General features: G+C 56.5%; 29 protein-coding genes and 1 pseudogene. 23 read left to right on the forward strand and 7 right to left on the reverse strand.

Annotated elements, in window-relative coordinates; translation table 11 throughout:
• Positions 1-93: 93 nt before the first annotated feature.
• Both ABJV08_RS05485 and argC read left to right on the forward strand, forming a co-directional pair.
• Entirely contained in the window at positions 94-1,020 is a 927-nt protein-coding gene (locus ABJV08_RS05485) for a C40 family peptidase (protein ID WP_348052398.1), read from the forward strand.
• 8 nt (positions 1,021-1,028) lie between these two features.
• The gene (gene argC / locus ABJV08_RS05490) at positions 1,029-1,958 is read left to right on the forward strand and encodes an N-acetyl-gamma-glutamyl-phosphate reductase (RefSeq protein WP_348037598.1); all 930 of its coding nucleotides are present in this window, start codon (positions 1,029-1,031) and stop codon (positions 1,956-1,958) included.
• 5 nt (positions 1,959-1,963) lie between these two features.
• On the opposite strand, the gene lepB is transcribed toward argC, so the two are convergent.
• The 4 genes from lepB to pyrE are packed head-to-tail and all read right to left on the reverse strand — an operon-like array spanning position 1,964 to position 4,579.
• A complete protein-coding gene (gene lepB / locus ABJV08_RS05495) occupies positions 1,964-2,827 on the reverse strand; it encodes a signal peptidase I (RefSeq protein WP_348037647.1) in 864 nt (287 codons plus the stop codon).
• A gap of 41 nt (positions 2,828-2,868) precedes the next feature.
• Positions 2,869-3,270, reverse strand: coding sequence for a holo-ACP synthase (acpS, locus tag ABJV08_RS05500; RefSeq protein ID WP_348019005.1), 402 nt, complete (start codon positions 3,268-3,270; stop codon positions 2,869-2,871).
• Positions 3,267-4,001, reverse strand: a complete 735-nt coding sequence (locus tag ABJV08_RS05505) for a pyridoxine 5'-phosphate synthase (protein ID WP_348037600.1) — start codon at positions 3,999-4,001, stop codon at positions 3,267-3,269. The genes acpS and ABJV08_RS05505 overlap by 4 nt, the downstream gene beginning before the upstream one ends.
• The gene (gene pyrE, locus ABJV08_RS05510) at positions 3,998-4,579 is read right to left on the reverse strand and encodes an orotate phosphoribosyltransferase (RefSeq protein ID WP_348037602.1); all 582 of its coding nucleotides are present in this window, start codon (positions 4,577-4,579) and stop codon (positions 3,998-4,000) included. Before pyrE ends, ABJV08_RS05505 begins: the two co-directional genes overlap by 4 nt.
• A gap of 238 nt (positions 4,580-4,817) precedes the next feature.
• On the opposite strand from pyrE, the gene coxB reads away from it, so the two are divergent.
• From coxB to ABJV08_RS05590, 16 genes are all read left to right on the forward strand, one after another.
• The gene (gene coxB, locus ABJV08_RS05515) at positions 4,818-5,846 is read left to right on the forward strand and encodes a cytochrome c oxidase subunit II (RefSeq protein ID WP_348037604.1); all 1,029 of its coding nucleotides are present in this window, start codon (positions 4,818-4,820) and stop codon (positions 5,844-5,846) included.
• 11 nt (positions 5,847-5,857) lie between these two features.
• Positions 5,858-7,519: a cytochrome c oxidase subunit I gene (gene ctaD, locus ABJV08_RS05520; RefSeq protein WP_348037606.1), complete on the forward strand. Its 1,662-nt coding sequence runs from the start codon at positions 5,858-5,860 to the stop codon at positions 7,517-7,519.
• Positions 7,520-7,551: 32 nt separating this feature from the next.
• Entirely contained in the window at positions 7,552-8,457 is a 906-nt protein-coding gene (locus ABJV08_RS05525) for a heme o synthase (RefSeq protein ID WP_348037607.1), read from the forward strand.
• Complete coding sequence (locus ABJV08_RS05530) at positions 8,454-8,615, forward strand: hypothetical protein (protein ID WP_348037608.1); 162 nt, start codon at positions 8,454-8,456, stop codon at positions 8,613-8,615. The genes ABJV08_RS05525 and ABJV08_RS05530 overlap by 4 nt, the downstream gene beginning before the upstream one ends.
• Positions 8,615-9,202, forward strand: coding sequence for a cytochrome c oxidase assembly protein (locus ABJV08_RS05535; RefSeq protein WP_348037609.1), 588 nt, complete (start codon positions 8,615-8,617; stop codon positions 9,200-9,202). Before ABJV08_RS05530 ends, ABJV08_RS05535 begins: the two co-directional genes overlap by 1 nt.
• A 31-nt stretch (positions 9,203-9,233) precedes the next feature.
• On the forward strand, positions 9,234-10,094 hold the full coding sequence (locus tag ABJV08_RS05540) for a cytochrome c oxidase subunit 3 (RefSeq protein ID WP_348037611.1): 861 nt from the start codon (positions 9,234-9,236) through the stop codon (positions 10,092-10,094).
• A gap of 9 nt (positions 10,095-10,103) precedes the next feature.
• On the forward strand, positions 10,104-10,496 hold the full coding sequence (locus ABJV08_RS05545; protein WP_348037613.1) for a DUF983 domain-containing protein: 393 nt from the start codon (positions 10,104-10,106) through the stop codon (positions 10,494-10,496).
• A complete protein-coding gene (locus tag ABJV08_RS05550) occupies positions 10,493-11,101 on the forward strand; it encodes an SURF1 family cytochrome oxidase biogenesis protein (RefSeq protein WP_348037615.1) in 609 nt (202 codons plus the stop codon). Before ABJV08_RS05545 ends, ABJV08_RS05550 begins: the two co-directional genes overlap by 4 nt.
• A gap of 13 nt (positions 11,102-11,114) precedes the next feature.
• Entirely contained in the window at positions 11,115-12,518 is a 1,404-nt protein-coding gene (gene thrC / locus ABJV08_RS05555) for a threonine synthase (RefSeq protein WP_348037617.1), read from the forward strand.
• A complete protein-coding gene (locus ABJV08_RS05560) occupies positions 12,511-13,395 on the forward strand; it encodes a class I SAM-dependent methyltransferase (protein ID WP_348037619.1) in 885 nt (294 codons plus the stop codon). Before thrC ends, ABJV08_RS05560 begins: the two co-directional genes overlap by 8 nt.
• A gap of 37 nt (positions 13,396-13,432) precedes the next feature.
• Complete coding sequence (locus ABJV08_RS05565) at positions 13,433-13,804, forward strand: dihydroneopterin aldolase (protein WP_348037621.1); 372 nt, start codon at positions 13,433-13,435, stop codon at positions 13,802-13,804.
• The gene (locus tag ABJV08_RS05570) at positions 13,801-14,568 is read left to right on the forward strand and encodes an SDR family oxidoreductase (protein ID WP_348037623.1); all 768 of its coding nucleotides are present in this window, start codon (positions 13,801-13,803) and stop codon (positions 14,566-14,568) included. The genes ABJV08_RS05565 and ABJV08_RS05570 overlap by 4 nt, the downstream gene beginning before the upstream one ends.
• A 123-nt stretch (positions 14,569-14,691) precedes the next feature.
• A complete protein-coding gene (locus tag ABJV08_RS05575; RefSeq protein WP_348037625.1) occupies positions 14,692-15,273 on the forward strand; it encodes a fasciclin domain-containing protein in 582 nt (193 codons plus the stop codon).
• A gap of 177 nt (positions 15,274-15,450) precedes the next feature.
• Positions 15,451-16,020: a fasciclin domain-containing protein gene (locus ABJV08_RS05580; protein ID WP_348037627.1), complete on the forward strand. Its 570-nt coding sequence runs from the start codon at positions 15,451-15,453 to the stop codon at positions 16,018-16,020.
• Between the two features lie 100 nt (positions 16,021-16,120).
• Positions 16,121-16,531, forward strand: coding sequence for an EVE domain-containing protein (locus tag ABJV08_RS05585; protein WP_348037629.1), 411 nt, complete (start codon positions 16,121-16,123; stop codon positions 16,529-16,531).
• Between the two features lie 173 nt (positions 16,532-16,704).
• Positions 16,705-17,151, forward strand: a complete 447-nt coding sequence (locus tag ABJV08_RS05590; RefSeq protein WP_348037631.1) for a response regulator — start codon at positions 16,705-16,707, stop codon at positions 17,149-17,151.
• Positions 17,152-17,176: 25 nt separating this feature from the next.
• Here the strand turns inward: ABJV08_RS05590 and ABJV08_RS05595 are convergent, their stop codons facing one another.
• The 3 genes from ABJV08_RS05595 to ABJV08_RS05605 all read right to left on the reverse strand — a co-directional run bounded on the left by ABJV08_RS05595 (position 17,177) and on the right by ABJV08_RS05605 (position 21,694).
• Positions 17,177-18,376 carry a fumarylacetoacetate hydrolase family protein gene (locus tag ABJV08_RS05595; protein ID WP_348037633.1) on the reverse strand — a complete coding sequence of 400 codons (1,200 nt, stop codon included), beginning with the start codon at positions 18,374-18,376 and terminating at the stop codon, positions 17,177-17,179.
• 21 nt (positions 18,377-18,397) lie between these two features.
• The gene (locus ABJV08_RS05600; protein WP_348037635.1) at positions 18,398-20,053 is read right to left on the reverse strand and encodes a thiamine pyrophosphate-binding protein; all 1,656 of its coding nucleotides are present in this window, start codon (positions 20,051-20,053) and stop codon (positions 18,398-18,400) included.
• A 204-nt stretch (positions 20,054-20,257) separates the two neighbouring features.
• Positions 20,258-21,694, reverse strand: a complete 1,437-nt coding sequence (locus ABJV08_RS05605; RefSeq protein WP_348037637.1) for an NAD-dependent succinate-semialdehyde dehydrogenase — start codon at positions 21,692-21,694, stop codon at positions 20,258-20,260.
• An 86-nt stretch (positions 21,695-21,780) separates the two neighbouring features.
• Between ABJV08_RS05605 and ABJV08_RS05610 the strand changes: the two genes are divergently transcribed.
• From ABJV08_RS05610 to ABJV08_RS05630, 5 genes and pseudogenes are all read left to right on the forward strand, one after another.
• The gene (locus tag ABJV08_RS05610) at positions 21,781-22,701 is read left to right on the forward strand and encodes an SMP-30/gluconolactonase/LRE family protein (protein ID WP_348037639.1); all 921 of its coding nucleotides are present in this window, start codon (positions 21,781-21,783) and stop codon (positions 22,699-22,701) included.
• Positions 22,698-23,345: an HAD-IA family hydrolase gene (locus ABJV08_RS05615; protein ID WP_348037641.1), complete on the forward strand. Its 648-nt coding sequence runs from the start codon at positions 22,698-22,700 to the stop codon at positions 23,343-23,345. Before ABJV08_RS05610 ends, ABJV08_RS05615 begins: the two co-directional genes overlap by 4 nt.
• A 108-nt stretch (positions 23,346-23,453) precedes the next feature.
• Positions 23,454-24,263 carry a type II secretion system protein N gene (locus ABJV08_RS05620; protein WP_348037643.1) on the forward strand — a complete coding sequence of 270 codons (810 nt, stop codon included), beginning with the start codon at positions 23,454-23,456 and terminating at the stop codon, positions 24,261-24,263.
• Positions 24,263-26,413 carry a type II secretion system secretin GspD gene (gene gspD, locus ABJV08_RS05625; RefSeq protein WP_348037645.1) on the forward strand — a complete coding sequence of 717 codons (2,151 nt, stop codon included), beginning with the start codon at positions 24,263-24,265 and terminating at the stop codon, positions 26,411-26,413. The genes ABJV08_RS05620 and gspD overlap by 1 nt, the downstream gene beginning before the upstream one ends.
• A pseudogene (locus tag ABJV08_RS05630) lies at positions 26,413-26,898 on the forward strand (type II secretion system protein GspE); the annotation flags it as partial. The gene gspD and the pseudogene ABJV08_RS05630, both read left to right, overlap by 1 nt.

Below are 26,898 nucleotides of genomic sequence, written 5' to 3' on the forward strand. Positions count from 1 at the left end.
TCGGGTAAGGGCGGCCGATTGTCATAACTTTGCAATATGGCGCATAAGCCGCAGAGTGGAGACATTTTGAGGCGCAATTGGGATTTCGAAACCATGAATATGGAAACTGCAGATACAGGCGCGCACGCGAAATTCGTGTTGAACGGTCCGGAAGGGGATTTCGATCCCCGGATTACCGCGCATCGCGGCGACCTGGCCGATATTGCGCTCGCCGGGAAAATGTTTGCGCCGCATTATGCTGAATCAATGCCGATGCGTTGTTCTGCGCCGAAAGCGATGATCCGCAAGCAAAGTGGCAAGGATCATGAAGCGATTTCCGAATTGCTGCACGGCGAGGATTTCCATGTGCTGGATATCGCTGGCGATTGGGCCTGGGGCTATTGCGGCCATGACGGCTATGTCGGCTACGTGCCGGTCCATGCTCTGCAACATCAGAAGAAGACACCCGTACCGACTCATTTGATCTTTGCGCGCGCAGCGCTGATCTTCATGGAACCGGATTTCAAATCGGGAGTCATGAAGCGGCTGCCAATGGGCGCGCGGATTGCCTGCGGTGAACCCAGCGAATGCGGGAATTTTTTGAAAACCGGCAAGGGCTTTGTCCATGTCCATCACGTGCAGGCTATTGGTACGCAGGTTGTTTTTGACGGCAGCAACGGCACGGCGGCCCTCGCTGAACAGCTGATCGGCGCACCATATCTCTGGGGTGGTCGGAGCGGTGACGGTCTGGATTGTTCCGGGCTTGTCCAGATGATATTGGCGCTGACCGGCGTTGCCGCGCCGCGGGACAGTGACCAGCAGATGGCGGCGCTGGGCGAAGATATTCCGGAAGACGAGGCGCTGCGACGTGGCGATCTGGTTTTCTTTCCAGATCATGTTGGATTGATGATCGATAAAGATCGAATCATTCACTGCACTTCGCATAAGATGCAGGTGATAATTGAACCATTGAAGGATACGGTTGCCCGATTTGCCAAAACATCAGAACAACCGATATTGGCTCGCAAACGACTTTCCTGAGGCTTAAGATGACGCATAAAATTTTCATAGATGGTGCGGTCGGCACGACCGGACTGGAGATCGTCGAACGGCTTTCCGGGCGGAGTGAATTCACGCTCATCCAGCTTCCCGAGGATCAACGCAAAGACGTCAACGCGCGGCGCGATGCGATTAACGGCAGCGACTTTGTCATCCTGTGCCTGCCAGACGCGGCGGCCATAGAGGCGGTGTCGCTGATCGAGAATGATAGCACCCGTGTGATTGATGCCTCGTCAGCGCATCGGACAGCTGACGAATGGGTCTATGGCTTTGCCGAATTTCGCGAAGGTCAGAGAGAGGCCATCGCCAATGCGCGTTTTGTTTCCAATCCCGGCTGCTATCCAACTGGCTTTCTGGCGCTGATAGCGCCTTTGATTGCCAATGGCCGACTGTCGGCAGATTGGCCGTATGTGCTGAATGCCGTGTCTGGCTATTCCGGCGGCGGAAAGGCACTGATCGAGCGTTTCGCGCAAGAAGCGGATTTGGGCTATCGCAGCTATGGTCTGAACTTTGACCACAAGCATATGCCCGAAATGAAGACCCATGGCGGTCTGACCCATGACGTTATTTTTGCGCCGTCGGTGATCCGCGCCTTTCGCGGAATGCTGGTCGACGTGCCGCTTCATCTGGGGGCTATGGGATCTGCGCGCGCGGAACAGCTTTTGGAAGACCTGAGCGTGTTTTTTGCCGACTCGAAGATCGTTTCGGTGCAGGGCGGCGGCGACGTGTCAGAGCTGTTGATCAGCGAGAATGACGCCCCGACCGACCGGCTTGAGCTGTTCGTTTGTGGCAACGCTGAAGGCTATCACGCCCGACTCATCGCGCGGCTGGACAATCTTGGCAAGGGTGCCGCTGGCGCCGCTGTACAGAATCTCAATATTATGGCTGGTCTGGACGAGACCGCAGGTTTGCGGCTCTAGGAGAGCTATTCAGCGGCGGCGGCTTTGTCTGGTCGCAGGCTGGTGCCCGCCCGCCCGCTGCGAAATGCGCCGAGCCAGCTCAGTGGATTCCAAGTCGTGGTACCGTCCAGGGAGAATGTGATAAATTCTGCCCGGCCACCGATATTTTCCCACGGAATCGGACCGTCAAGGCCACCGTCGCGCATCGAAACCCGGCTATCAGCGCTGAGATCGCGATTGTCGCCCATGAGGAAGACATTATTCTCGGGTATGACCAGCGGCGCAAAATCATCGGTCAACTTCGGACCGAGGTCGATGATATCATAGGAAACCCCGTTGGGAAGGGTCTCGCGCAAGATTGGGAGATTGCAAACCGGCTCGCCACTGGCATTGGTGCTTTGCAAGCCGGGAAACTCGAGACTGCAGGGGGCATTGGCATCAATCGGCACTTGCAGATCGGGCTGGATTTTCTGTTCGACGGCCTCGCCGTTGAGGAATATCTGGCCGCCTCTAAGTTCTATCGTGTCTCCGGGAAGACCGATGATCCGTTTGATCCAATCCGCGCTCGCGTCTTTTGGTGTCAGGATCACAATGTCGCCGCGCTCGGGCAGGCTGCCGAACAGCCGGCCTTTCATGCGTGGCAAAATGTGGAAAGTCGGGGATACCCATGACCAGCCATAGGCATATTTGCTGACGATCAACCGGTCACCGACAAGCAAGCCGGGCATCATCGATACTGACGGAATATAGAAGGGCTTGGCTACCAGACTGTGGAACGCCAGCACCGCGAGCAACAGCATGCCGATGCTTTTGATCTCGCCGATCCAGTCGGTCTGTTCTTTCTCCGGTTTTTTGGCGGTTTCGCTGTCAGCGGTATTTTCTAGAGCCATATTTTTGTCTTTTGTGTCCTGGTCCATGCGAAGCGTGTTTCCTACAACGGATGGGCTTCAATGATCACGAATGCTTGTGCCCATGGATGATCATCGGTGAGTGTGAGATGAACGATGGCTTCATATCCCGCCGGAGTCAGCGCGTCGAGCCGTTTTTTCGCGCCGCCGGTCAGGGCAAGTGTCGGCGCACCGCTCTTGGCATTGACCACACCGATATCCTTCATGAAGACCCCGGCGCGAAAGCCGGTACCGACCGCTTTGGAATAAGCCTCTTTGGCGGCGAAGCGCTTGGCATAGGTTCCGGCAATAGTGAACGGGCGGCGTCTGGCCTTGGCGCGCTCCAGTTCGGTGAACACGCGATTTTCAAACCGCTCGCCAAAGCGATCGAGCGAATTCTGGATCCGCTCTATGTTGCAGAGATCGGAACCGAGGCCGATGATCATCGCGCATCATCCATCAGCGCGCGCATCTGTCTGATGCTGCCATCCAGCCCGTTGAAAATCGCTTCGCCGATCAGGAAGTGGCCGATGTTCAGTTCGACGAGCTGCGGGATGGCGGCGATCGGCACGACATTGTCGAAGGTCAGGCCGTGGCCAGCATGGGGCTCAATGCCATTTTTTGCCGCGAGTGCCGCAGCATCGGCAATCCGCCGGAGCTCTGCTTCGCGCGCGGCGCCGGTGACCTCGGCATAATGGCCGGTGTGAAATTCGACGACCGGCGCGCCGAGATGGATGGCGGCTTCGATCTGGCGTGGATCGGGCTCGATGAACAGGCTGACGCGGATATTCGCTTCTTTGAGCTGCCCGACAAAATCAGCTAGCTTATTGTGCATGCCCGCTGCGTCCAACCCGCCTTCGGTCGTCCGCTCTTCGCGATTTTCCGGTACGATACAGGCCGCATGTGGTTTGTGGCGCAGGGCGATGGCGAGCATCTCGTCGGTCGCAGCCATTTCCAGATTGAGCGGGATCGTGAGCTTGTCCATCAGCACGAGCAGATCATCGTCGCGGATATGGCGGCGGTCTTCGCGCAAATGGGCGGTAATACCGTCTGCCCCTGCCTCTGCCGCGACCAGAGCGGCTCGCACCGGTTCCGGATGCTCGCCGCCACGGGCGTTGCGGATGGTGGCAACATGATCGATATTGACACCCAGTCTGAGGAAGGGGGCATCGCTCATGCTTGGCGACTGCCCGGCTTTGTCGTCGGAATGGCGGCCAGCTCGGGCGGCACCTCATCCGGTGCATAAGATGGCACGTCGAGCGTCACGAGCGGAATGAAGGGGACGTCAAATTGAGCCGCGCCATTGGACCGGTCGACCAGCGCGCCGGCAGCAACCACGTCGCCGCCGGCATCGCGGATCGCCTGAATGGCTTCCCGCGAGGAAAGGCCGGTGGTGACAACATCTTCCATCATCAGCACTTTCTGACCGGGTTCCAGCCGGAAGCCCCGACGCAGTTCGAACGTGCCTTCCGGCCGCTCCAGAAACAGCGCATCCAGACCAAGCGCCCGTCCCATTTCATGGCCGACAATCACGCCGCCCATGGCCGGTGAAACGACAATATCAATGGATCTCCGAATATTCTGCGGAATTTTCTCAGCCAGCGCTGTCGCCATCCGGGCTGCGCGTGCGGGGTTCATCAGCAGCCTTGCGCATTGCAAATAGCGACTGCTGTGACGCCCGGACGACAGAACAAAATGACCCTGCAGCAAGGCATCGCTGCTCCGGAATTCGGCTAAAATCTCGTCTTCTGTCAATGTTTTATCCCGGCTTGTTTTATTTCTACATGTCCAGATGGGCATATTGCCAACGCATTGCCAGAAAAATTAAAGGCAAAAAACTGAAAAAATATCCAATCGGTAGCTTGAGGCTTGTGACAACCATGCCTATAAGCCGCCGCAATCGGACTATTTCAGACCGGTCTTAGTGATTCCAATTGCCGAGCCGTTGCTGAAAGACTACCGAAACTTGGGGTAAGATAGGGTTGAGCGATATATGACTCATTTTGTGAAAACTTGGATTCTGGCCATTGGCCTGATTCTCACACCGGCAGCTTTGTCGGCGCAGGAAGCATTGCCGGAAGCGCCGGTTGTGGATCCAGCGGCAGCGAGCGCAGTTGAATCGGCGGAAGCACCGGCTGTTGCCGCGACCACCGCCTCTGGACTTGATCCTGCTCTTTATACCCCGATGAAACCCACGCCCGGCATTGGGATGCCGGTTGATGGCGGCATTGATTTTCAAGAGCAGTTTAGTGAAACGGGTCAGACGGCGCACTGGATTAACAATGCAATTCTGGTCCCCATGATGGTCGGAGTTAGCCTGTTCGTTCTGATCCTGCTTTTCTGGGTGGTCTTTCGTTTTCGCCGAGGCGCCAACCCTGTGCCTTCGAAAACAACGCACAATACATTTATCGAAATCATCTGGACGGTCATTCCGGTCCTGATTCTCGTGGTTATCGCCGTCCCGTCGATCAGCCTGCTGGCCGAGCAATTTGAACCGGCGCCGGAAGATGCGCTCACGGTGAAAGTGACCGGATACCAATGGTATTGGGGCTATAGCTATCCTGACAATGGCGATTTCGAAGTTATTTCAAACATGCTGACCGAAGAGGAAGCCGAAGCGCGCGGCGAGCCTTATCAGCTGGCTGCCGACAACCGGATGGTTATTCCCGTGGGCAAGCCCGTGAAGCTTTTGATCACCGCTGCGGACGTTATTCACAGCTTTGCGATCCCGGCAGCATGGTTCAAGCTTGATGCTGTTCCTGGTCGGATCAATGAAAAGGTTCTGCAGATTGACCGCGAAGGCGTTTATTACGGACAATGTTCCGAACTATGTGGCGCACGACATGGCTTCATGCCCATCACCGTCGAAGTGCTATCGGAAGAGAAGTTCAACAACTGGCTTCTCGCCAATGGCGGCACTGTGAAAAGCGACGCTGCCGAGCCTGAGGCGACAGAAGTCGCTGCAGTCACTGATACGACAACCGAACTTGCGCCTGCCGATGCAGCCGCTGCGACCAACTGAGGGTTAGAGCAATGACAACAATCACAGCAGATGGCCATATCGACGATCATGCGCATGATGCGGATCACAAGCCGGCGTTCTTCCAGCGCTGGTTTATGTCGACCAACCATAAGGACATCGGCACACTCTATCTGATTTTCGCTATTGTTGCGGGCATCATAGGTGGTGCAATTTCCGGTTTGATGCGGCTGGAGCTGGCTGAGCCAGGTATCCAGTATCTGCAGGCTTGGGCAAGCATGTCCAACGGCAGCGAAGCTACGATGGATCAGGCCTATCACCTTTGGAACGTGCTGATTACGGCGCATGGCCTGATCATGGTCTTCTTCATGGTGATGCCGGCTATGATCGGCGGCTTTGGTAACTGGTTTGTGCCGCTTATGATCGGTGCGCCGGACATGGCCTTCCCGCGGATGAACAACGTCAGCTTCTGGCTTCTGGTCCCCGCGTTCCTCTTGCTTCTCGGATCCTCCTTCGTTCCCGGCGGGACCGGCAACGGCGCGGGCACCGGCTGGACGGTCTATGCACCGCTCTCGACGAGCGGGTCCGTTGGCCCGGCTGTGGATATGGCGATCCTGTCGCTCCACCTGGCAGGTGCCTCCTCCATTCTCGGAGCGATCAACTTCATCACCACCATCTTCAACATGCGCGCACCGGGTATGACCCTGCACAAAATGCCGCTGTTTGTCTGGTCGGTTCTGGTGACAGCATTCTTGCTGCTTCTTGCGCTTCCTGTGCTGGCTGCGGCGATTACGATGCTGTTGACCGATCGTAACTTCGGTACGGCCTTTTATGATGCCGCGGGTGGCGGTGACCCCGTTCTCTATCAGCATCTCTTCTGGTTCTTTGGTCACCCCGAAGTCTACATCATGATCTTGCCCGGTTTCGGTATGGTCAGTCACATTATCTCGACCTTCAGCCGCAAACCGATTTTCGGTTATCTCGGCATGGCATATGCGATGGTTGCGATCGGTGTCGTCGGCTTTGTGGTCTGGGCGCACCATATGTTCACCACCGGCATGTCGGTTAACGTGAAAATGTACTTCACCGCCGCAACCATGGTTATCGCAGTGCCGACCGGCATCAAGATCTTCTCGTGGATCGCGACGATGTGGGGCGGTTCGCTTTCCTTCAAGACGCCTATGATGTGGGCTCTTGGCTTCATCTTCATGTTTACCGTCGGTGGCGTGACCGGTGTTGTGCTTGCCAATGGCGGTATCGACGACAATCTCCACGACACTTATTATGTGGTTGCTCACTTCCACTATGTGCTGTCGCTGGGTGCGGTCTTCTCGATCTTCGCCGGCTTCTACTATTGGTTCCCGAAAATGTCGGGCCGGATGTACAGTGAATTGCTGGGGCAGCTCCATTTCTGGATCTTCTTCATCGGCGTGAACATCTTGTTCTTCCCACAGCATTTCCTCGGACAGCAAGGCATGCCACGTCGCTATGCCGACTATCCTGAGCAGTTTGCTTATTGGAACCAGATCAGTTCGCTCGGCTATGCCGTGATGCTGGTTGGCGTGTTGATCTTCTTCGTGAATATCGGTTGGTCTTTGATGGCTGGCCGCAAAGCGGAAGGCAATTACTGGGGTGAAGGCGCGACGACTCTGGAATGGACGTTGTCCAGTCCTCCGCCGTTCCACCAATTCGAAACCCTTCCTCAGATCAAGTGATCTGAGGTCCAGTCGGTAGCTTGGAAAGCAAAATGACCACTGCGTCACAAACCATGTTGGGCCTAGCCAGCGCGAAGGATCTCTTCGCGCTGACCAAGCCGCGCGTGATGTCGCTGGTCATATTTACGGCGCTTTGCGGATTGCTGGCTGCACCGGGGACGATACATCCGATCATCGGCTTTACGGCGATCTTGGCGATCAGCCTTGGAGCAGGGGCTTCGGCAGCGCTCAACCAATGGTATGAGGCGGATATTGACGCGATCATGAAACGCACGAGTGAGCGACCCTTGCCGGCTGGCCGGATGGATCGGGAAACTGCACTGCATTTCGGTATCGGATTGTCTGTCTTTTCGGTGCTTTTGATGGGCGTGGCGGTCAATTGGTTCAGCGCCATATTCTTGGCCTTTTCGATCTTCTTCTATGCCGTGGTCTATACCATCTGGCTGAAGCGCAGCACGCCTCAGAATATCGTGATCGGCGGCGCCGCTGGCGCGTTCCCGCCCGCGATTGGCTGGGCGGCGGTTACCGGCGATGTGACGCTGATGCCGATTTTGCTGTTCGCGATCATTTTTTTCTGGACGCCACCACATTTCTGGGCGCTGGCGCTGTTCATGAACAGTGACTATTCGAAAGCCGGTGTTCCGATGATGCCGGTTGTCGCTGGCCGGAAATCAACCCGTCATCAGATATTCGGATATAGTCTCGTGTTGGCGGCGGTTGCTGTCGCGCCATTCGCGCTTGGTCTAGCCGGAACAATCTATGGTGCTGCTGCCATTGTGCTGAGCGCGGTCTTCTGCCTTCTGTCTTGGCAGGTCTCCCGCAGCCAAACGACGGCACCGGACGATATGGCGATGGAAAAACGCCTGTTCAAATTTTCAATCTTCTATCTGTTCGCCTTATTTGGGGCGGTGGTGGCTGACCGGATGATATTGTCATGAGCGAAATCGATAGCAGCAAGACGGCCATGAGCCCCGAGGAACAGAAAGCCTATCAGGCACGGCAGAAGCAACGCGCGGTGATCTTGGCTGGCTTGTTGATGTTCATGGTGGTGCTTTTTTACTTTATCACGATTGTAAAAATTGGAACCGCGTCCTGATGACGACCGCGAAAGCCTCTCTTGCTGGTAAGAACCGGCGCAGCGGCTGGATGGCGGCGTCCATGGGACTCGGCATGCTCGCCCTCGGCTTTGCCGCCGTTCCGCTATATGAAGTCTTTTGCCGTGTGACCGGATATGGTGGTACGACTCAGCGCGTGGGCGTAGCGCAAGCCGCGACCGTAAAAACCGCGAGCGAGGTTCTGTCTATTCGGTTCGATTCCAATGTGAACTCGGCGCTTCCGTGGTCATTCAAGCCTGAGCAGGCGGTGGACCGGGTCAGCGTCGGCGCCCGCGACATGGCGATCTTTATCGCGACCAACAATAGCGACCAGCCGGTGGTTGGCACCGCTACATTCAACGTGACACCGCTTCTGGCGGGCCAATATTTCAACAAGGTTCAATGCTTCTGCTTTACCGAACAGGTGCTGAAACCCGGCGAGACCATGCGGATGCCGGTGCTTTATTATGTTGATCCGGCGATTATGGATGATCCGGAAACAAAAGATATCAAGGAAATTACGCTTAGCTATACCTTTTATCGTTCTAACGATCAGCGGGCGCTAGACGCCGGTGCAGGCGATAGCTAAGAGAAGTTTGAGACAAGGTTAGGGAATTATTATGGCCGGTGCCAAAAATCATGATTATCACATTCTGCCGCCAGACATCTGGCCGCTGGTTGGTTCGTTTTCTGCCTTTGTCATGGCAATTGGCGGCATCCGCTGGATGCATGATATGGCGCACGGCGCGCTGCTGTTCTACGTCGGCTTTGCTGCGGTAGGACTGACATTTTTCGCCTGGTGGTCCAATGTGATCAAGGAAGCCCATGCGGGTGACCATACGCCGGTGGTGCAATTGCATCTGCGTTACGGAATGATCCTGTTCATTGCATCGGAAGTCATGTTCTTTGTGGGCTGGTTCTGGGCGTGGTTCGACTTCGCGCTCTTCCCGCAGCCGCTAGAAATGATTGAAAATGTCACGACCAATTATATCGGACAAGATGGCGCTGCGGCGCTTCTGCAATGGCCACCGAAGGGTGTCGAAGTGCTCAACGCCTTTGAACTGCCATTGCTCAACACCATGATCCTGCTTTGCTCCGGTACAACCGTTACCTGGGCGCACCATTCGCTGATCCACGGAGACCGTAAGGGTTTGATTACTGGCCTTTGGCTGACGATCATCCTCGGCGCTGTGTTCACCGCCATCCAGGCTTATGAATATAGCATCGCACCATTCCCGTTTGCAGGCATCAACTATAGCGCGGCATTCTACATGGCGACCGGGTTCCACGGGTTCCACGTTCTGGTTGGCACGATCTTCCTGATCGTCTGTCTGGCGCGGGCCTATAAAGGTCACTTCACACCGAAACAGCATTTCGGCTTTGAAGCGGCTGCCTGGTATTGGCACTTTGTCGATGTCGTATGGTTGTTCCTCTTCGTCGTCGTCTATGTATGGGGCGGCTGGGGCGCACCGGTCCACTAGGCCATCGCGTTGACGGATACCGATAATACAAAAGGGCAGCCGGATGTTCTTCCTGCTGCCCTTTTTGGTCTTTGCCCCAAATGCGGGCAAAAGACGTTATTCGCGCATATTACCCAATTTTCCGATACATGCCGCGCCTGCGGCCTGGACTTTGGTCGCTATAATGTCGGGGACGGGCCAGCCGCTTTTCTGACCCTGATTGTCGGCGCTGTCATCTTGGGCCTGGCGCTCGCGGTGGAAAGCAATTTCAATCCGCCGATCTGGGTGCATGTTCTGCTCTGGGTCCCTCTCACCATCGCTGCGGTCGTTGGATCGCTTAGAGTGTCCAAAGCGATCTTGTTGATTTTAGAACATCGGAATCAGGCCCGGGAGGGCAGTATCGACGAGAGTAGCGACGCATGATGAAGCGCTTGCCGATCATCGGTACCGTTTTGGTACTCGCCGCCGTCGCAACCATGGTGGGCCTCGGCCTTTGGCAGCTGCAGCGCGCGGAATGGAAAAATGACCTTCTCGCAACCTATGCCGCTGCGGCGAATCGGCCTGCTGTTGCTTATCCCGCAGTGCCCAACCAAGATGAGACATCGCTTTATTTCCGAAAATCGTCGGTCAACTGCCTGGAGGTTATCGGCTGGCGGTCGACCAGCGGGCGCAGCGAGACCGGCAAGTCGGGATGGGCGCATATCGCCCATTGCAGGACGGCGGGTGCGGAAGGTCCCGGTGCGCAGGTTGTGGTGGGATGGTCCGAACGGCCGGATGATCCGGAATGGGCCGGTGGAATCGTCGATGGAATCATCGCTCCAGACAGCCAATATGTAATCCGCCTGGTGGTCAGTGAGCCGATCGCGGGCCTGCAGAAAAGCCAGCCGCCGAACATCGAGGACATCCCGAACAACCATATGTCCTATGCCGTACAATGGTTCCTCTTCGGCTTCATTGCCTTGATCATCTTTCTGATCGCATTGCGGGGGCGCAACAAGGGCGTTGCTCAATCGGGTAACTTACCCTAATCCGCTGGCCATTATGGACTATATCTCGACCAGAGGCGCAGCGCCCGCACTGAATTTCGAACAAGTAACCCTGGCCGGACTGGCTGGCGATGGCGGTTTATACGTCCCGCAATCATGGCCATCCTTCAGCGCCAATGAGATTGCCGCTATGGCGGGCCTTTCTTATGTGGAAACCGCTGTTCGGGTCATGCTTCCATTTGTCAGTGATACGCTGGATGAAGCCGAATTGCGTGACTTGTGTGAACAGGCTTATGGCCGTTTCTCTCATGTCGGTGTGACACCGCTTGTGCAGCTGGACGGGCAGCAGTGGCTGCTTGAGCTGTTCCACGGTCCGACGCTGGCATTCAAGGATGTGGCCCTCCAATTGCTTGGCCTTCTGTTCGAGAAATTTCTGGCACGGCAGGACAAGCATCTCACGGTGGTGGGCGCCACGTCCGGTGACACCGGATCCGCTGCGATTGACGCGCTGGCCGGCCGCGACAAGGTCGATATTTTCATGCTCCATCCCGATGGCCGGATATCCGATGTCCAGCGACGGCAGATGACCACTGTGCGTGCACCCAATGTCCACAATATCGCCATTGACGGCAGCTTTGATGATGCCCAGGCGATGGTAAAACGGATGTTCGCAGATCAGGAAGTGGCCAATCGTTTCTCAATCTCAGCGGTGAACTCAATCAACTGGGCGCGCTTGATGGCGCAGATTGTCTATTATTTCTACGCCGCTAGCCAATTGGGCGCGCCGCACCGCAAGGTTGCTTTCTCGGTGCCCACTGGCAATTTCGGCGATGTTTTCGCTGGCTATGTGGCCGCGAAAATGGGACTGCCAATCGAGCGTCTGATCGTAGCGACCAATGTGAACGACATCTTGCACCGGGCGTTGAGCGCTGGTGATTATTCGACCGGAAGCGTGACGCCAACAGCGGCACCATCGATGGATATTCAGGTCAGCAGCAATTTTGAGCGCCTGTTGTTCGACCTGGAAGGCCGTAACGGTGACAAAACAGCGACGCGGATGGCCGCTTTTGAACAAAGTCACAATATGCAGCTGGAGCCCGCTATGCGGCAATCTGCGGACCAGATTTTCACCAGCCATCGCGTTGATTCCGACGATATGGCACTGGCAATGCGTTGGGCGCATGAAGAGGCGGGCCAGGTGATCGACCCGCACAGCGCCATCGGCTTGTCGGCAGCACAAAATGTCGATCTTGATCCATCCGTGCCGGTCGTGACTCTGGCAACCGCGCACCCCGCCAAGTTCCGAGATGCGGTTGAGCGGGCGACCGGGATACGTCCGATGTTGCCCCGCCGGGTTGGTGATCTGTTTGATCGGGAAGAAAAATATACCAAGCTGCCGGGTGACTATGATTCGGTAAAACAATTCATCATGTCGAACGCCACGCCAACCGATGGCTGACATTAGCTCCGCCCCGATATTGATGATCAGCGATCCGCGCAGCGACTATGCGCTGGTGGATTCTGGTCATGGCCGCAAGCTCGAGCGTTACGGGAAATTTCATTTCATCCGCCCTGAACCGCAAGCCATGTGGGCGCCCGCCCAGGCTGACTGGCAAGCCGATGGGGAATTTATTCCCGCATCCGATGAAGATGGCGGTGGCCGCTGGCATCTGAAAAGCCATGTTCCGACAGAAGGGTGGCAGATGGACTGGGAAGAAATCAGCTTCACCGCCCAATGCACCCCGTTTCGGCATCTCGCCTACTTCCCGGATATGGATCCGGTTTGGCGCTGGTTCCGTGGCAATCTTCAGGATGTTGAATCCGCGCAGATGATGAATCTCTTCGGCTATACCGGCGTCGGTACTTTGGCGCTGTCGGCAGCGGGAGCACATCTGGTGCATGTCGATGCATCCAAGAAATCGGTGACCGCGGCGCGGGACAATGCTGCCTTGTCAGGAATGACCGAACGTCCGATCCGCTGGATCATCGACGATGCCGCAAAATTTGCGGCCCGTGAAGTCAGGCGGGAGCGGCGCTATGATGCAATCCTACTCGACCCGCCCAAATATGGCCGGGGCCCGGATGGCGAAATCTGGCGGCTGGAAGAGCATCTTGCTGGCCTGATCGAAAATTGCGGAAAGCTGCTCGATGCCGATAGTCGCTGCCTCTTTCTCACCGTCTATGCTGTGCGTATGTCCGCACTGGCGCTGGGCTCGCTGCTGAACGAAAAACTGGCCCATCTGAGCGGTACGATCGAAGTGGGTGAACTGGCTGTGCGTGAAGAGGCTCGCGACTTGCTTTTGCCGACGGCAATTTTTGCCCGCTGGTCTGCCTGACTTGCCATTTCAACAGGAACATGGTCAGAGATAAATTATGACAGATACTTTGCTATTGGAAGTCAACGACCTGGATGTTGACGTGCTCACCGGAATCTATTCCGAAGAAACCCATTTGCCGCAACCTCTGCGCATCTCGATCGCGGCGGATCTCAAAATACAAGATCGCTATGAGCCTGACACGCCGCTTGATCATTCCAAAAACTATATGGATCTCAAACATGCCGCTACATCGGGTTTGCCCGAAGGCGTACATTTTAAACTGATCGAAGCAGTTGCGGACCATATCATTGAAACATTGTTTCTTCAGGATCCGTCGGTTTTGCGAGTCAGGGTGAAAATCGTCAAACTGCTAATTTCCGAAAATGGGGAGCAGATCGGCATCACTCTTAGTCGGAGCCGAAGATGACCCGACCGCTCGCGCTCGTCACCGGCGGCGTCAAACGGGTTGGAGCGGCGATTGCGGCACGATTGGCAGATTCGGGCTATGCGCTGGCGCTGCACGGCAATAGCGATATCAAACCTGATGATCAGCTCGCGGATCGATTGCGGGACACCGGTTGCCAATGGTCTGGATTCCAAATGGATTTTTTGGATGAAGGCGCAGCCGAAGCGCTGATGGAAGCGGTTGTTGGACATTTCGGACGAACACCGGACCTGGTCGTCAACAGCGCTTCGATATTCGGTCAGGATGATGCCGATCTGATCAGCGAGATGGATCTGCAACAGCATTTGCGGGTGAACAGCCTTGTCCCGGTCTTGCTGACGACAGAGCTTCACAAGCGCTTGTCCGGTGCAGGTGACAGAGCCTGCGTTATCCACATATTGGATCAGCGCATCCGCAATCCCAATCGCGATCAGCTTAGCTATACGCTATCCAAACAGGCCTTGGCTGGATCCGTGCATTCGCTGGCGATTGCCTGCGCTGACAAGCTTCGCGTCAATGGCGTGGCTCCGGGATTAACGCTGACCGCTGGAGAATATGGTGACAACCAGTTGGAAAATGTTACGGCAATGATGCCGCTGGACCGACTCCCCATTCCCGATGATATTGCTGATGCTGTCTCCTATCTGGCCGGAGCAAAAGTGGTCACTGGCCAGACTATATATGTCGATGGCGGCGCCAGCCTGAAGAGCTTTGATCGCGATTTTGTCCATCTCGGAACGGATTGAAGGCCAGATACGCCCCAAAGGACATGTTTGAAGCTGCTTTGAAATAGCCCATCTCTTGAACATCCAAGGACCAGCCGCATAGGCAGCTGGAACGGATGCATTTATAGATTTGAAAGGCTTATCATGCGTATTTCCCCCAAATTGATACTCACAACCACCGCGGTCGTTGCTCTTGCGGCTTGCTCGACCGACGCCCCCGAGGCGGCTGCCGACGAAGGTTCCGCCGAAGCCATGATGGATTCCGCCGTGACCGCAGAGACCGGTACAATTGTTGACGTTGCCGCAGGCAATGCAGATTTCTCAACCCTTGTGACCGCTGTAACAGCAGCTGATCTCGCGACAACATTGAGCGGAGAGGGCCCTTTCACTGTTTTCGCGCCGACAAATGATGCCTTTGCGAAGGTTGATCCCGATACTTTGGCAGCGTTGCTGACACCTGAAATGAAGGATGACCTGACCGGGTTGCTCACATATCATGTTGTCGCAGGGCAACTGAAAGCTGCAGATGTGGTCAAGGCGATCACCGATGGCGGCGGATCGGCAGTCCTGACCACCGTGCAGGGCGCGTCGCTGACAGCTACGCTTGATGGCGAATCCGTCATTCTTGAAGATGCGGCTGGCGGCAAATCTACCGTGATATTGACCGATGTTGAGGCATCAAATGGTGTGATCCACGCCATCGATACGGTTATCATGCCGGGCTAAGTTTCATCCCCCGAACTAGGATGGATTGGGAAAGGCCTCGCCAACAGGCGGGGCCTTTTTTCTATTTGCACAATTGTGGGTTTGCTTTCTCTTGCTCACCGGCGTAGTTCGCCTTCGAATTTCACCACATATGCCCGCATGGTGCGGGAATTTAATTGATCAGAGGAAAGGAAATTCATGTTCAATCCCCCCAAATTCGTGCTCGCATTTGCGCTGATGGCCACTTTGCAGGCATGCTCGTCGGAGCTGAGTAAAGAAGAGCAGGAAATTCTCGACGCGCGCATCGCTGACGAGACCAAACCAACCAATATGACGGCCGTTTTGCAAGCCAACCCGGACCTTACAACCGCCAGTACCTTGGTCGGCCTTTCGGGTATTGCGGCTGAACTGAAAGACGATGGTCCGTTTACAAGCTTTGCGGCGACGAACGAAGCGTTCAACAAAATGGACGGTGAACGGTTGAGCGCACTCATGAGCGCCGACAACAAGGAAGAATTGGTCTCTATCTCAAAATATGCTCTCGTGAAAGGCAGCATGACCGCTGCCGATATTGCGAAGGCGATTGCTGATGGCGACGGAACCGCAAGCCTCACCACGCTGCAAGGCGGTGTGATCAAGGCGACAATGGACGGGGATAAAATCGTCCTTGAAGATGGCGTCGGCAACAAAGCGAACGTGACCGAAGCGGATGTGAAATCTAGCAATGGCACCATGCATATCATCGACCATGTCCTGATGCCCAAATAGGTTCAGACATGGACGGACAAGAGAGGCCTCGCTTGATTGCGGGGCCTTTTTTGTTGGCGCATTGTCGGCTAGCATGTGCCCGGCACAAAAGGAGCGCGACATGCGGCAATATTGGTTGATGAAATCAGAACCGGATGCTTATGGCTGGGATGATCTGATCGCCGAGGGAGAGGGCACCTGGGATGGCGTGAAAAATGCGCAAGCTTCCAACAATATGAAGGCGATGAAAAAGGGTGATGAAGTGTTTTTCTATCACTCACGCCAAGGGCTGGAAGTGGTTGGCATCATGGAAGTCAGCGAAGAACAGAGCCCGGACGTTACAACCGACCCGGATCGCTGGGTGGTGGTCAAGGTAAAGCCTGTGCGGAAACTGAGCAAACCGGTGCCTCTCAAAGCAATGAAGCAAAATCCAACGCTCGCAAATCTAGCAATACTCCGCCAAACCCGCCTTTCTGTGGCGCCGGTGACGGCAGAAGAGTGGGACGCAATTTTGGCGATGGGCGCAGCTTAGCTATAAGGACGCCATTGTTGAGCCATCCGGCCGACTACCCTGCCCATATGGTTGCTTCGGCTGCTGCTGCTGCCCGAAAATGAAATGCGCGAAGATGGTTAACGGAATCTCACTTCAACCGTATATTGATGGGACTGTTCAAGCGATCGGCTTGGTGAAGGGAGATGATAGTCATGCTCGGAGCAATTAGAACGCTTATTGTCGACGATTCTTCAACGTTGAGAGCCATGCTGGATTTGGTGATCAGCGACAATCGCGACTTTCGTCCTCCGGAACACGCCGCAGACGCTTTCCAGGCAATGGCCATTTTGAATGAACGGCTGTTCGATCTGGTATTGGTCGACATCAATATGCCGGGAATGGATGGGCTGCAGCTTCTAGATCATATCGTCGCCCATTCATTGTCCTCGGTGATGATCATATCGTCTCACTCGGTGAAGGGGTCAGAAATCAGGGATGACGCACTGAACCGGGGCGCCATTGCTTGTTTCGACAAGGCGAATTGCGTCAAGGAATCCGATCGGCTTGTCGACATGATCCGGGATATTGTCGCGCAGAAAACAGAGCCGGATCCATGGCTCGGTGGCATGCATCCGACAGAGTTTGCGCTGAGCGCCTGAGCGAACTCCTCTCGGAAGTCAGACTTCAGAGAGGGGTAACTTCAACTTCAATATCACCCAAAAAGTTTGAATCGTGGCGGATGATATCTCCGGCCTTTAAGAAATGGTCGGACTCAATTTCATTCTCGACAAATGTCTCCCCGACAATATCGGTGAATGATTTGTCAGACAGCGGACCGCCCTTCCGGATATAGCGCAAAAGAGCCTCTATGATGTCCGCGCGGGTTGGCGGCGCGAAGATGACGCCCTCGGATGTCCCGGACATCAACGTTGTACTCGTGTTTATCCGCTTGTCCGTGGTCAAGAAATGAAACGTGTCGCGGTATAGAAAACGCGGTTCGGACATATCGCCGAGCGCTTTCTCGGACAGTTGTTTGAAATCCAGTATCATCTCTGCACCCCGAGCATCCTGACGCGGCTCGCCGTTGACGCTGGTCGTCATCCTCAGGTTTTTGGTAAAGGCGGCCCAGTCGTTTGGGATGACTAGAAATGGCCCGGTGGGAAACGACTGCGGGCCGCTTTTTGCATCGCTGAGGCCGCGGCCGGAATTGAGATTATTGGGATCGGCGAGTTGGACCAATAGGTTGCGATTGGTGAAGTCACCACACAGGAACAGGCCCTTTTTGGTACCCTCGAAATCTTGTGCGGAACTGATGTCCCGGTCGAAGCGTATGCAGAGCTCGACTTCGTAATCCAGCAAGTAATCCTGGCTTGCGGATATCTTGGTCCGCGCGGGCGTCGCAGCACCGAATTTGGGGAATTGGAACACCGACGCATTGTTCGCTTCTTCTGCATGTTCCGGAAAATTGGTCCCGGTCCCGATATGCTGCATGCCGCTTGTACCCGAAGGCAGCAAATCCGACATGGCCACTTCCTGGCTTGGATAGTCGCTTGCTGTTTCTAAGGTGACAGGGGCGGCATTGGCCGATTCTAGCACTGCAAAAGGATCGTCGCCCGGTGCCGCGCCGAGTGAGGCCAGGTCGATTCCTGTGATCGTCTCCCCGGAAAAGCTGAGCACTTGAAGGGTGATGATCTTGCCGTCCGGATTTCTATATTGGGCTAAAGTAACGGCCTCGTTCAGCGGCGCGATGCCAGCGGTCAATGGTTGCTCTTCAAAGCTTGCCGGGTTGAAACGGGGGTCTGGGGACGTCGCCCAGGCCACAGTCAGAACAGCGACAATCAAAAGAACCAAAATACCCAAATAGCGGCCTATTTTCTGCAGCATTTCTGTTCTCCCCCGATTGCTTCAGCTTGCTCTGTTCCTAAGCTTGCTAACCGTTGCTCCCGCTGCTGTCAAAAATTCGACATCGGTCTTTACGTGGAGCAATTTCAGACCCTTGTGCTGCATGGCTTCGGCCAATGCCGGTGCAAATGCATCCGTGCTGTCGACCGTTTGGCTCCATCCACCATAAGCTTTTGCCAGTGCCGCAAAATCGGGGTTTCGCAGCGTGGTGGCCGATAGCCGGGTCGGATATTCGCGTTCCTGATGCAGCCGGATCGTGCCGAAGCTGCCATTGTCGATCACCAGCACCAACAGATTGGCATCATATTGGATCGCAGTGGCGAGTTCCTGACCGTTCATCATGAAGTCGCCATCGCCTGCCAGCGAAACGACGGTGCGGTCGGGGAAACGCAAGGCAGCGGCAACCGATGCCGGGACGCCATAACCCATGGCACCGGATGTAGGGGCGAGCTGGCTGGGATATGTGCCATAGGTCCAATAGCGATGCCACCAACCGGAAAAATTGCCTGCGCCGTTGCAGATGATCGCGTCGGCGGGGAGCTGTTCCTGCATCGCCGCGACACAGGGGCCGAGATCAAGCTTGGCTTCGGTGGGTTGCGGCGTAGACCATGCGCTATATTCAGCATGGGCATCCTTACCCGCGTCAAAGCTGAGCAGATCATCCTGCCAAAGCGCGGCCTGCTCAGCGAATTCATCCATCTCCGCGCAGATTGGTAGATTGATGCGATAGACATGGTTGAGCTCGTCGGGATCGGGATGGACGTGGACGAGAATCTGGTCGGGATGATCGGGGGTAATCAAAGTATAGCCATCCGTCGTGGCCTCGCCGAGCCGCGCGCCGACCGCGATCACGAGATCAGCGTCCTTGATCCGTTGGGTTAACTTGGGATTGGGACCATAGCCCAGATTTCCGGCATAGACCGGGCTTTCGTTGGGGAAATTATCCTGCCGCCGGAACGCGACCGCCACGGGTAGGCCGATGCGCTCGGCATATTGGGCGAAATAATGTTTGGCCTTGTCGCTCCAGCCCGCACCGCCAACGATGGCAATTGGATCGGTCGCATCACGCAGCATATCGGTGAGCGTGGTCATGGCGTCGGGGCACAGCGGCTGGGCCGGAGCGATCACCTTTGGCCGATCGAGCGCCTCGACTTCGTCGCGCAGCATGTCTTCCGGAAGCGCGAGCACCACCGGGCCGGGCCGCCCTGAATTGGCAGTATCAAAAGCACGCGCGATATATTCCGGAATCCGGGCAGCATTGTCGATCCGCGCCGCCCATTTGGCCAGCGGCGTAAACATCGCGGTGAAATCGACTTCCTGAAAGCCTTCGCGGTCGCGGTCGTCGCGGGCGACATCGCCGATGAACAATATCATCGGGGTGCTGTCCTGCATCGCGGTGTGGACGCCGATACTGGCATTGGTCGCGCCGGGACCGCGGGTGACAAAGGCAATGCCGGGCGCGCCGGTCATCTTGCCATCGGCTTCGGCCATGAAGGCGGCGCTGCCATCTTGCCGTGTGGAAACGGTCTGGATGGTACCGCAATCATGGAGCGCGTCGAGCACGGAGAGAAAGCTCTCGCCGGGTACGGTGAAAATACGGTCAGTGCCCTGGATGGCCAGTTGATCGACCAAAATCTGCGCGCCGGTGCGTTTGTTCATGTCCAAGCCTCTCGATATCTCACCCGCAGCTTTAGCTGCGCCATTGGTTTATAGGACTCGCACGAAGACACAAAGCCACGAAGGAAACATGTCCCCAAATCTGCTTTGCGCCTTCGTGTCTTCGTGCGAGTCATTTTTAATGCTGTCGCGGTTGCGGACGACGCAGGGTATTCAGGGAAAGAGCTGATGCGAAGCGCCAACTGCTCAAGCCTGATGGATCGCTTTGGTCACCATATAGGCTTTGAGCCCGTCCGGTCCGTCTTCCGATCCATGACCGCTTTCCTTCACGCCACCAAAGGGCGCGTCGCCCGGACTGACGGTCAGATTGTTGATCGCCACCATCCCGGCCTCGATCTTGTCGCCGACCATGTTTGCGGTGTGCAGGTTGTTGGTGAAGGCATAAGCCGCCAGACCGAGCGGCAGACGGTTGGCCTGTTCGATCGCTTCGTCCAGCGTGTCAAAGGGCCGCATCACGGCGACCGGGCCGAAAGGCTCGTCGTTCATGATAGTCGCGTCGAGCGGAACGTGGGACAAAACGGTGGGATCAAAGAAAAACCCGTCATCTCCGCGCCTTTCGCCGCCGAGCTGCACATCCGCGCCCTTGGTCCGGGCGTCCTCTATCATCGCGCCCATAGCGCTCGGGCGGCGGGGATTGGCAAGGGGCCCCATTTCAATTCCGTCACCGAAGCCGTCCCCGACTGCAACTTTGGCGGCGCGTTCGGTAAAGCCTTTGACGAACCGGTCATAGATCCCGGACTGCACATAGAAGCGAGTCGGCGAAACGCAGACCTGTCCGGCGTTGCGATATTTTTGCATGGCCGTCAGATCGAGCGCCTGTTCAATATCGCAATCGTCGAAAACCAGCACCGGCGCGTGGCCGCCCAGTTCCATCGTTGTGCGCTTCATGCCTTCTGCGGCGAGCTTCATCAAATGTTTGCCGACCGGCACCGATCCGGTGAAGCTGACTTTGCGGATGACCGGCGAGGCAATGAGATGGCTTGAGACTTCTGCCGGATCGCCAAAGACGACTTGAGCCACACCGGAGGGGAGGCCGGCATCGAGCAGGCAGCGGACCATTTCAATCGGACTGGCCGGGGTTTCTTCGGCAGGCTTGAGGATGATCGAGCAGCCTGCGGCAATCGCGGGGGCCAGCTTGCGTACGGGTGTGAACACAGGAAAATTCCACGGGCTGAACGCCGCAACCGGTCCGACCGGTTGATATTTCACCAAACTATTCTGACCCGCAGGACGCACGAGAACGCGGCCGTAACAGCGCTTGGCTTCCTCAGCCATGATATCGAAATGACTGGCAGAAGCCGTGACTTCACCAATGGCCTGTGCGAGCGGCTTGCCTTGTTCCGCGGTCATCAGACGACCAATCTCGGGCGCCCGTTCGCGCATCAGGTCTGCGGCTTTGTGGAGAATGGCGGCGCGCTCGCCCACCGCTGTGTCGCGCCAGATCGGAAAGGCGCGGTCGGCTGCGTTCAACGCCCGGTCAAGATCCGCCTTGGTCGCTTTCGGCAGGTCTGAAATGGCTTCTCCCGTTGCCGGATTGATGACCTGATGAATGGCACGGTCTGCGCCATCAATCCATTCACCATCGATATGAAGTTGCAATTTCTTGGGATATTCGCCTGACATAGTTGCTCCTGAAACCATCTGTCTTGTTACTAGACTTGTCGCCGAATTCCCGCAATGACTGTGACAGAGTTTGAGAGGAAATATTCATGGAAATAGTCACCGAAGGGCTGCGCTTTCCCGAAGGGCCGATTGCGATGCCCGATGGCAGCGTCATATTGGTCGAGATCGAGGCGAAGCAGCTAACCCGCATCTTGCCCGACGGCAGCCAACACGTGATTGCGAAAACCGGTGGCGGTCCCAATGGCGCGGCTCTGGGTCCCGATGGTAAAATCTATATCTGCAACAATGGCGGTTTTGAATATCAGGATCAAAATGGTTTCCTGACCCCTGCCGGTATTGCCAAGGATTATATCGGTGGCAGTATCCAGCGGGTTGATCCCGATACGGGTGAAGTCGAAACCCTTTATAATGACGGAGATTTTGGCTGCACCTTGCGCGGCCCCAATGATATCCAGTTCGATAGCCACGGCGGCTTCTGGTTCACCGATCATGGCAAAACCGATTATGAAAAGCGCAGCCACGACATTGTCGGTATCTTCTATGCCAAGGCCGACGGCAGCCATCTGGAAGAAGTGATCTTCCCGTCGCAAAATCCCAACGGCATCGGCATCTCACCTGATGGCAAGACGCTTTACGCGGCCGAGACCTTCACCTGCCGCCTGATGAAATTCAACATCATAGCGCCCGGTAAAGTCGCCCCGGATGCCGGCCCTGGCGGCCCGGGCATTCCGCTCTATCGCCCTTCCGGTTATAAATTCTTCGACAGTCTGGCGATGGAAGAATGCGGCAATATCTGTGTCGCCACGATCGGTGAAAGCGGAATCAGCGTGATCTCCCCGGAAGGTGAGCTCGTCGAATTTGTCGCCACGCCGGATATTTTCACCACCAATATCTGCTTTGGTGGCGATGATATGATGGACGCCTGGATATGTCTGTCCGCAACAGGAAAACTCGTAAAAACCCGCTGGAAACGGCCCGGAATGAAATTGGAATATTTGAACAAATGAAATTCACCACAGTAATTTTCGACTTTGGCGGGGTCATTACCTCGTCGCCCTTTGAAGCGTTTAACCGGCTGGAAGCGGAAAAGGGCGTGCCCAAGGACAGTGTGCGCCGGATCAACAGCGCCAATCCGGACGACAACGCCTGGGCGAAGTTCGAGCGGGCAGAGCTGGATGGCGCGGGCTTTGATGAAGCCTTTGCCCAAGAAGCCAAGGCCCTTGGTCTGGAATTGCGCGGCGCCGATGTGCTGGCGGTTCTTGCGGGCGACGTGCGGCCCGATATGGTGGCCACGCTGGACCGGCTAAAGGCCGAAGGGTTCGCCATTTCCTGCATCACCAACAATGTGCCGGCTGGCAAAGGCGCGGGCATGGCGATGGATGATGAGAAAGCCGCTGCGGTCAAAGCGGTTATGCTGCGGTTTGACCATATCATTGAAAGCAGCAAGGCCGGCGTTCGCAAGCCCGATCCGCGCATCTACGAGATGATGTGCGAGGCATTGAATGTCGAACCGGCGGAATGCATCTATCTCGATGATCTCGGGATCAACTGCAAACCGGCGGCTGGTCTCGGCATGGCGGCGATCAAAGTGTCTGCAGAGCGGCAGGCGCTTGATGAACTCGGCGCTCTGCTGAACATGAAATTGCCTTGATAGCCTGTTGCCAAAGCGATTAGACTTGTAATCTTTTTGTCATCAATGAGTCGTCGAAAGGTCGTGAAAACGCTATAGCGCGACCGGGATGCAAGCTTGTGGGGATTCGTGAGTAATAGCTTTTCGGGTATTTTGGGTAATGTGACCCGCTGGTTCAGCCAGCAGGGTCTTTATCCTGTTCTGTTCCTCTGCTTGGCCGTTTTGTTGGTGGTTCAAGCGATACGGCTGGTTTGGTTGGTCGTTACGCCGCTGGGTCCGGTTGGTGATTATCGCGTCAATGATGTGGAAATCATGTCACCGCAATCTCGCCTGACCCTGTTTAGCAGCTTCGATCCGTTTTTCCGCAGCGATGCTGCACAAAGCGCCAATGTCGTGACGTCCTTGCAGCTCACGCTCTTTGGAATTCGCATGAACGAGGCATCGGGTCTTGGTTCGGCAATCCTGTCCGGTCCGGATGGCGTGCAGGAAAGCTATGCGATCGGCGAAGAAATAATGGCGGGCGTCACCTTGAACAGCGTCGCATTTGATCATGTGGTCATCGATCGCGGCGGCGTTCGCGAGAGTCTCTATCTCGATCAGTCCATTCCTGCGCAGACGGTGGGCACAGACGATCCTGTTGCGCCTGCGGCTCTGACCGCAGGCAAGAATGAAATTCCGGGGGTCGCTTCGCTGGCGCCGCGCAATGATCAAGGTCGGGTGACTGGCGTTGTAATCGCTCCTCTGGGCGATGGTGCATTGTTCAAAACTGCGGGTTTCCGCAATGGAGATATCATCGTGTCGATCAACGGAAGTCCGGTGGGCTCTATGGGCGATATTGATGTTTTGAAGAGCCAGATCAAACCCGGCGCGCGCCTGTCTGTCGAAGTTGAACGCGGTGCCGAAACCGTTCCGATCGCCGTCAATCTGGGAGTCCAGTAATGCGTAGTATAATCGCCCGGATCATCGCGGTCCTTGCTCTGTGTGCCAGTCTTTGGGCGGCGCCGGTATCCGCCCAGCACACGTTGAATGTCCGCGATGCCGATATCCGCGCTTTCGTTCAGGATGCGGCGCGGGTCACGGGTCGTACCTTCATTCTCGACAGCCGGGTGCAGGGCAAGGTTTCGGTGGTCACTGACCGTCCGCTCAGCCGTTCAGAATATTTCGAGATTTTCCTATCGACCCTGCGGGCCAACAATCTGGTCGCGATTCCTTCCGCCCGCGGTGCCTATCGCATCCAGCCTGCCGATGGTGCGGCTTCGCAACCGACCCGCATCGGGTCCAGCGGTGCGGCGGCCAATCAGCTGGTGACAGAGGTTGTGCGGTTGAAATCAATAGTTGCAGCCGAGGCGCTGGAAACATTGCGCCCCTTGGTCAGCAAACAGGGATCAATCACCACCAACCGCAATGCCAACAGTCTGGTGATCGTTGACTATGCAGACAATATTCGCCGGATCCGGCGTCTGGTCGGGGAAATTGACCGGGATAGTGCGGCCAGCACTATCATCAATCTGAAAAACGCCGGCGCTCGGGAAATTGCCACTTCGCTGCAGGCGCTCGCATCGCAAGGCGGCGGCGAAGGTGTCCGCGCACCGGTTACCGTGGTGCCGATTGACAGCAGCAACAGCATCGCTCTGCGTGGCGACCCCGGCGCGGTTTCGCGCTTTGCGCAGATGGCGCGGGAGCTCGATCAGCGCGCGGAGTCGGGAACCGAAATACGCGTGCACCGGCTGGATTACGCCAATGCCGAACATCTGATGCCGGTGATCGAGAATTTGCTCGGCAGCAAGGGAACCAGCGGCGGCGCTGCAACGGTTGCCGCGGCTAGCAATAGCGAAGGCGCGAGCGGCGCTCCGGCGAGCAACAGTGGCAATGGCATCGCCAATCGTGGTCCCGCGATTGTCACCCGTCTGGAAGGAACCAACGCGATCATTGTCGCCGCCAATCCCGACGTACAGCGGATGATCGGTGAATTGATCCGTCAGCTCGATACACGGCAAGAGCAGGTCGTCGTCGAAGCGATCATCGTGGAAATCTCGGAATCCCTGGCCCGTGAACTGGGCGTACAATGGTTGGTGGGCGGAGAAGATGTCCCTTTTGCGGTGACCAATTTCTCCAACGCGTCTCCCAATATCGTCGATGTCGCGGGCGGTCTGCTGGCGGATCAGTTTGATACAACGACCACAACCACAACCACAACGGCAACCACGACCACCACCAACAGTTCGGTGGGCGATGCTCTGCGCCAGAATGCAGCAGATGCCGTGCTTGGCGCGCGCGGCGGCTTCACTGGCTTTGCGACCAGCCTTGGCGGCGGCGCCGTGCTGGGCGCGATCATCAATGCGATCCAGTCGGACACGGACAGCAATGTGCTCTCGACGCCGTCGCTGACCGTGAACAATAATCTCAAAGGCAGCATCCTGTTCGGGCAGGAAATTCCGGTTTCGACCGGCGAGGCGCTCTCGAACAATTTCGACAATGCTTTCCGCACGATCCAGCGGCAGAATGTCGGGATCGAACTGGAAGTGACGCCGCAAATCAATGCCGGCAACGAAGTGCGGATGGAATTGCGCCAGCAGGTCAGTTCGATCGCTGGGCCGGTTTCCGACGACTTTAACGAGCTCATCATCAACAAGCGCGAAATCAACACGACGGTGACAGTCGGTGATGGCGAGATTATCGCGCTGGGCGGACTGCTCGACGACAATGAGCGCCGCACCATCCAGAAGATTCCATTTCTGGGAGATATTCCAATCATTGGCGAGCTGTTCAAATCGCGTGGTCGGTCGCGGGTCAAGACCAATTTGATGGTCTTCATTCGTCCGACGATCCTCAAGGACCCGAATGATGCGCGGCGCTTCTCTGCAGCGCGCTATGGCTATGTGCGAGAACGTCAGCTCACCCGCAACCCGGATCAGGAACCGTCGATTGACGCGCTGGTGCGTGACTATCTCGGGACCACACCGCCGTCGGCCGCCGCGCGACCGGATGACCGGATCATCTATGCGCCAGGCGACGTCCCCGCGGTGCGCGACAGCGGAATGATAGAGAAGACACCGCTGCCGGCGAGCGAGACCAGCGGGAATCCGTGATGGAGATCGCGCGGGGAACAGAAGCGGTTGTTTCCGAAGCGGATGACGGGCCCGCCATGTCAACGGCTGCCAAAGACCTCCCCTATGCCTATGCCCGTGACCATGGCCTGTTGCTGTGCGCGATGGAAGGTGGCCGGGCATCCTTGGCGATGCGTGCGGGTTCTGATCCATCTGCCTTGCTGGAGGTGCGGCGCTATCTGGCACTGCCTTTTGACGTGGAGCTGGTCGACGGCCCGGCGTTCGAAAAGCTACTGAGCGCTCACTATGCGATGGACGGCAGTGCTGCAGCCATGGCCCAGAACATTGGTGGTGATATGGCGCTGGCGGGGGAAGGGCTGGATGACATAGCCGGCGACATTCCCAGCGCCGAAGATCTGCTGGACAGCGCGGACGACGCGCCGACCATCAGACTGATCAACGGGATTATTGCAGAGGCAGCAAGACAGGGTGCCTCGGACATTCATATCGAGCCTTATGAGACCGGC

Origin of the sequence: Parasphingorhabdus sp., from assembly GCF_039982395.1 — a bacterium.
Classification (GTDB): Bacteria; Pseudomonadota; Alphaproteobacteria; order Sphingomonadales; family Sphingomonadaceae; genus Parasphingorhabdus.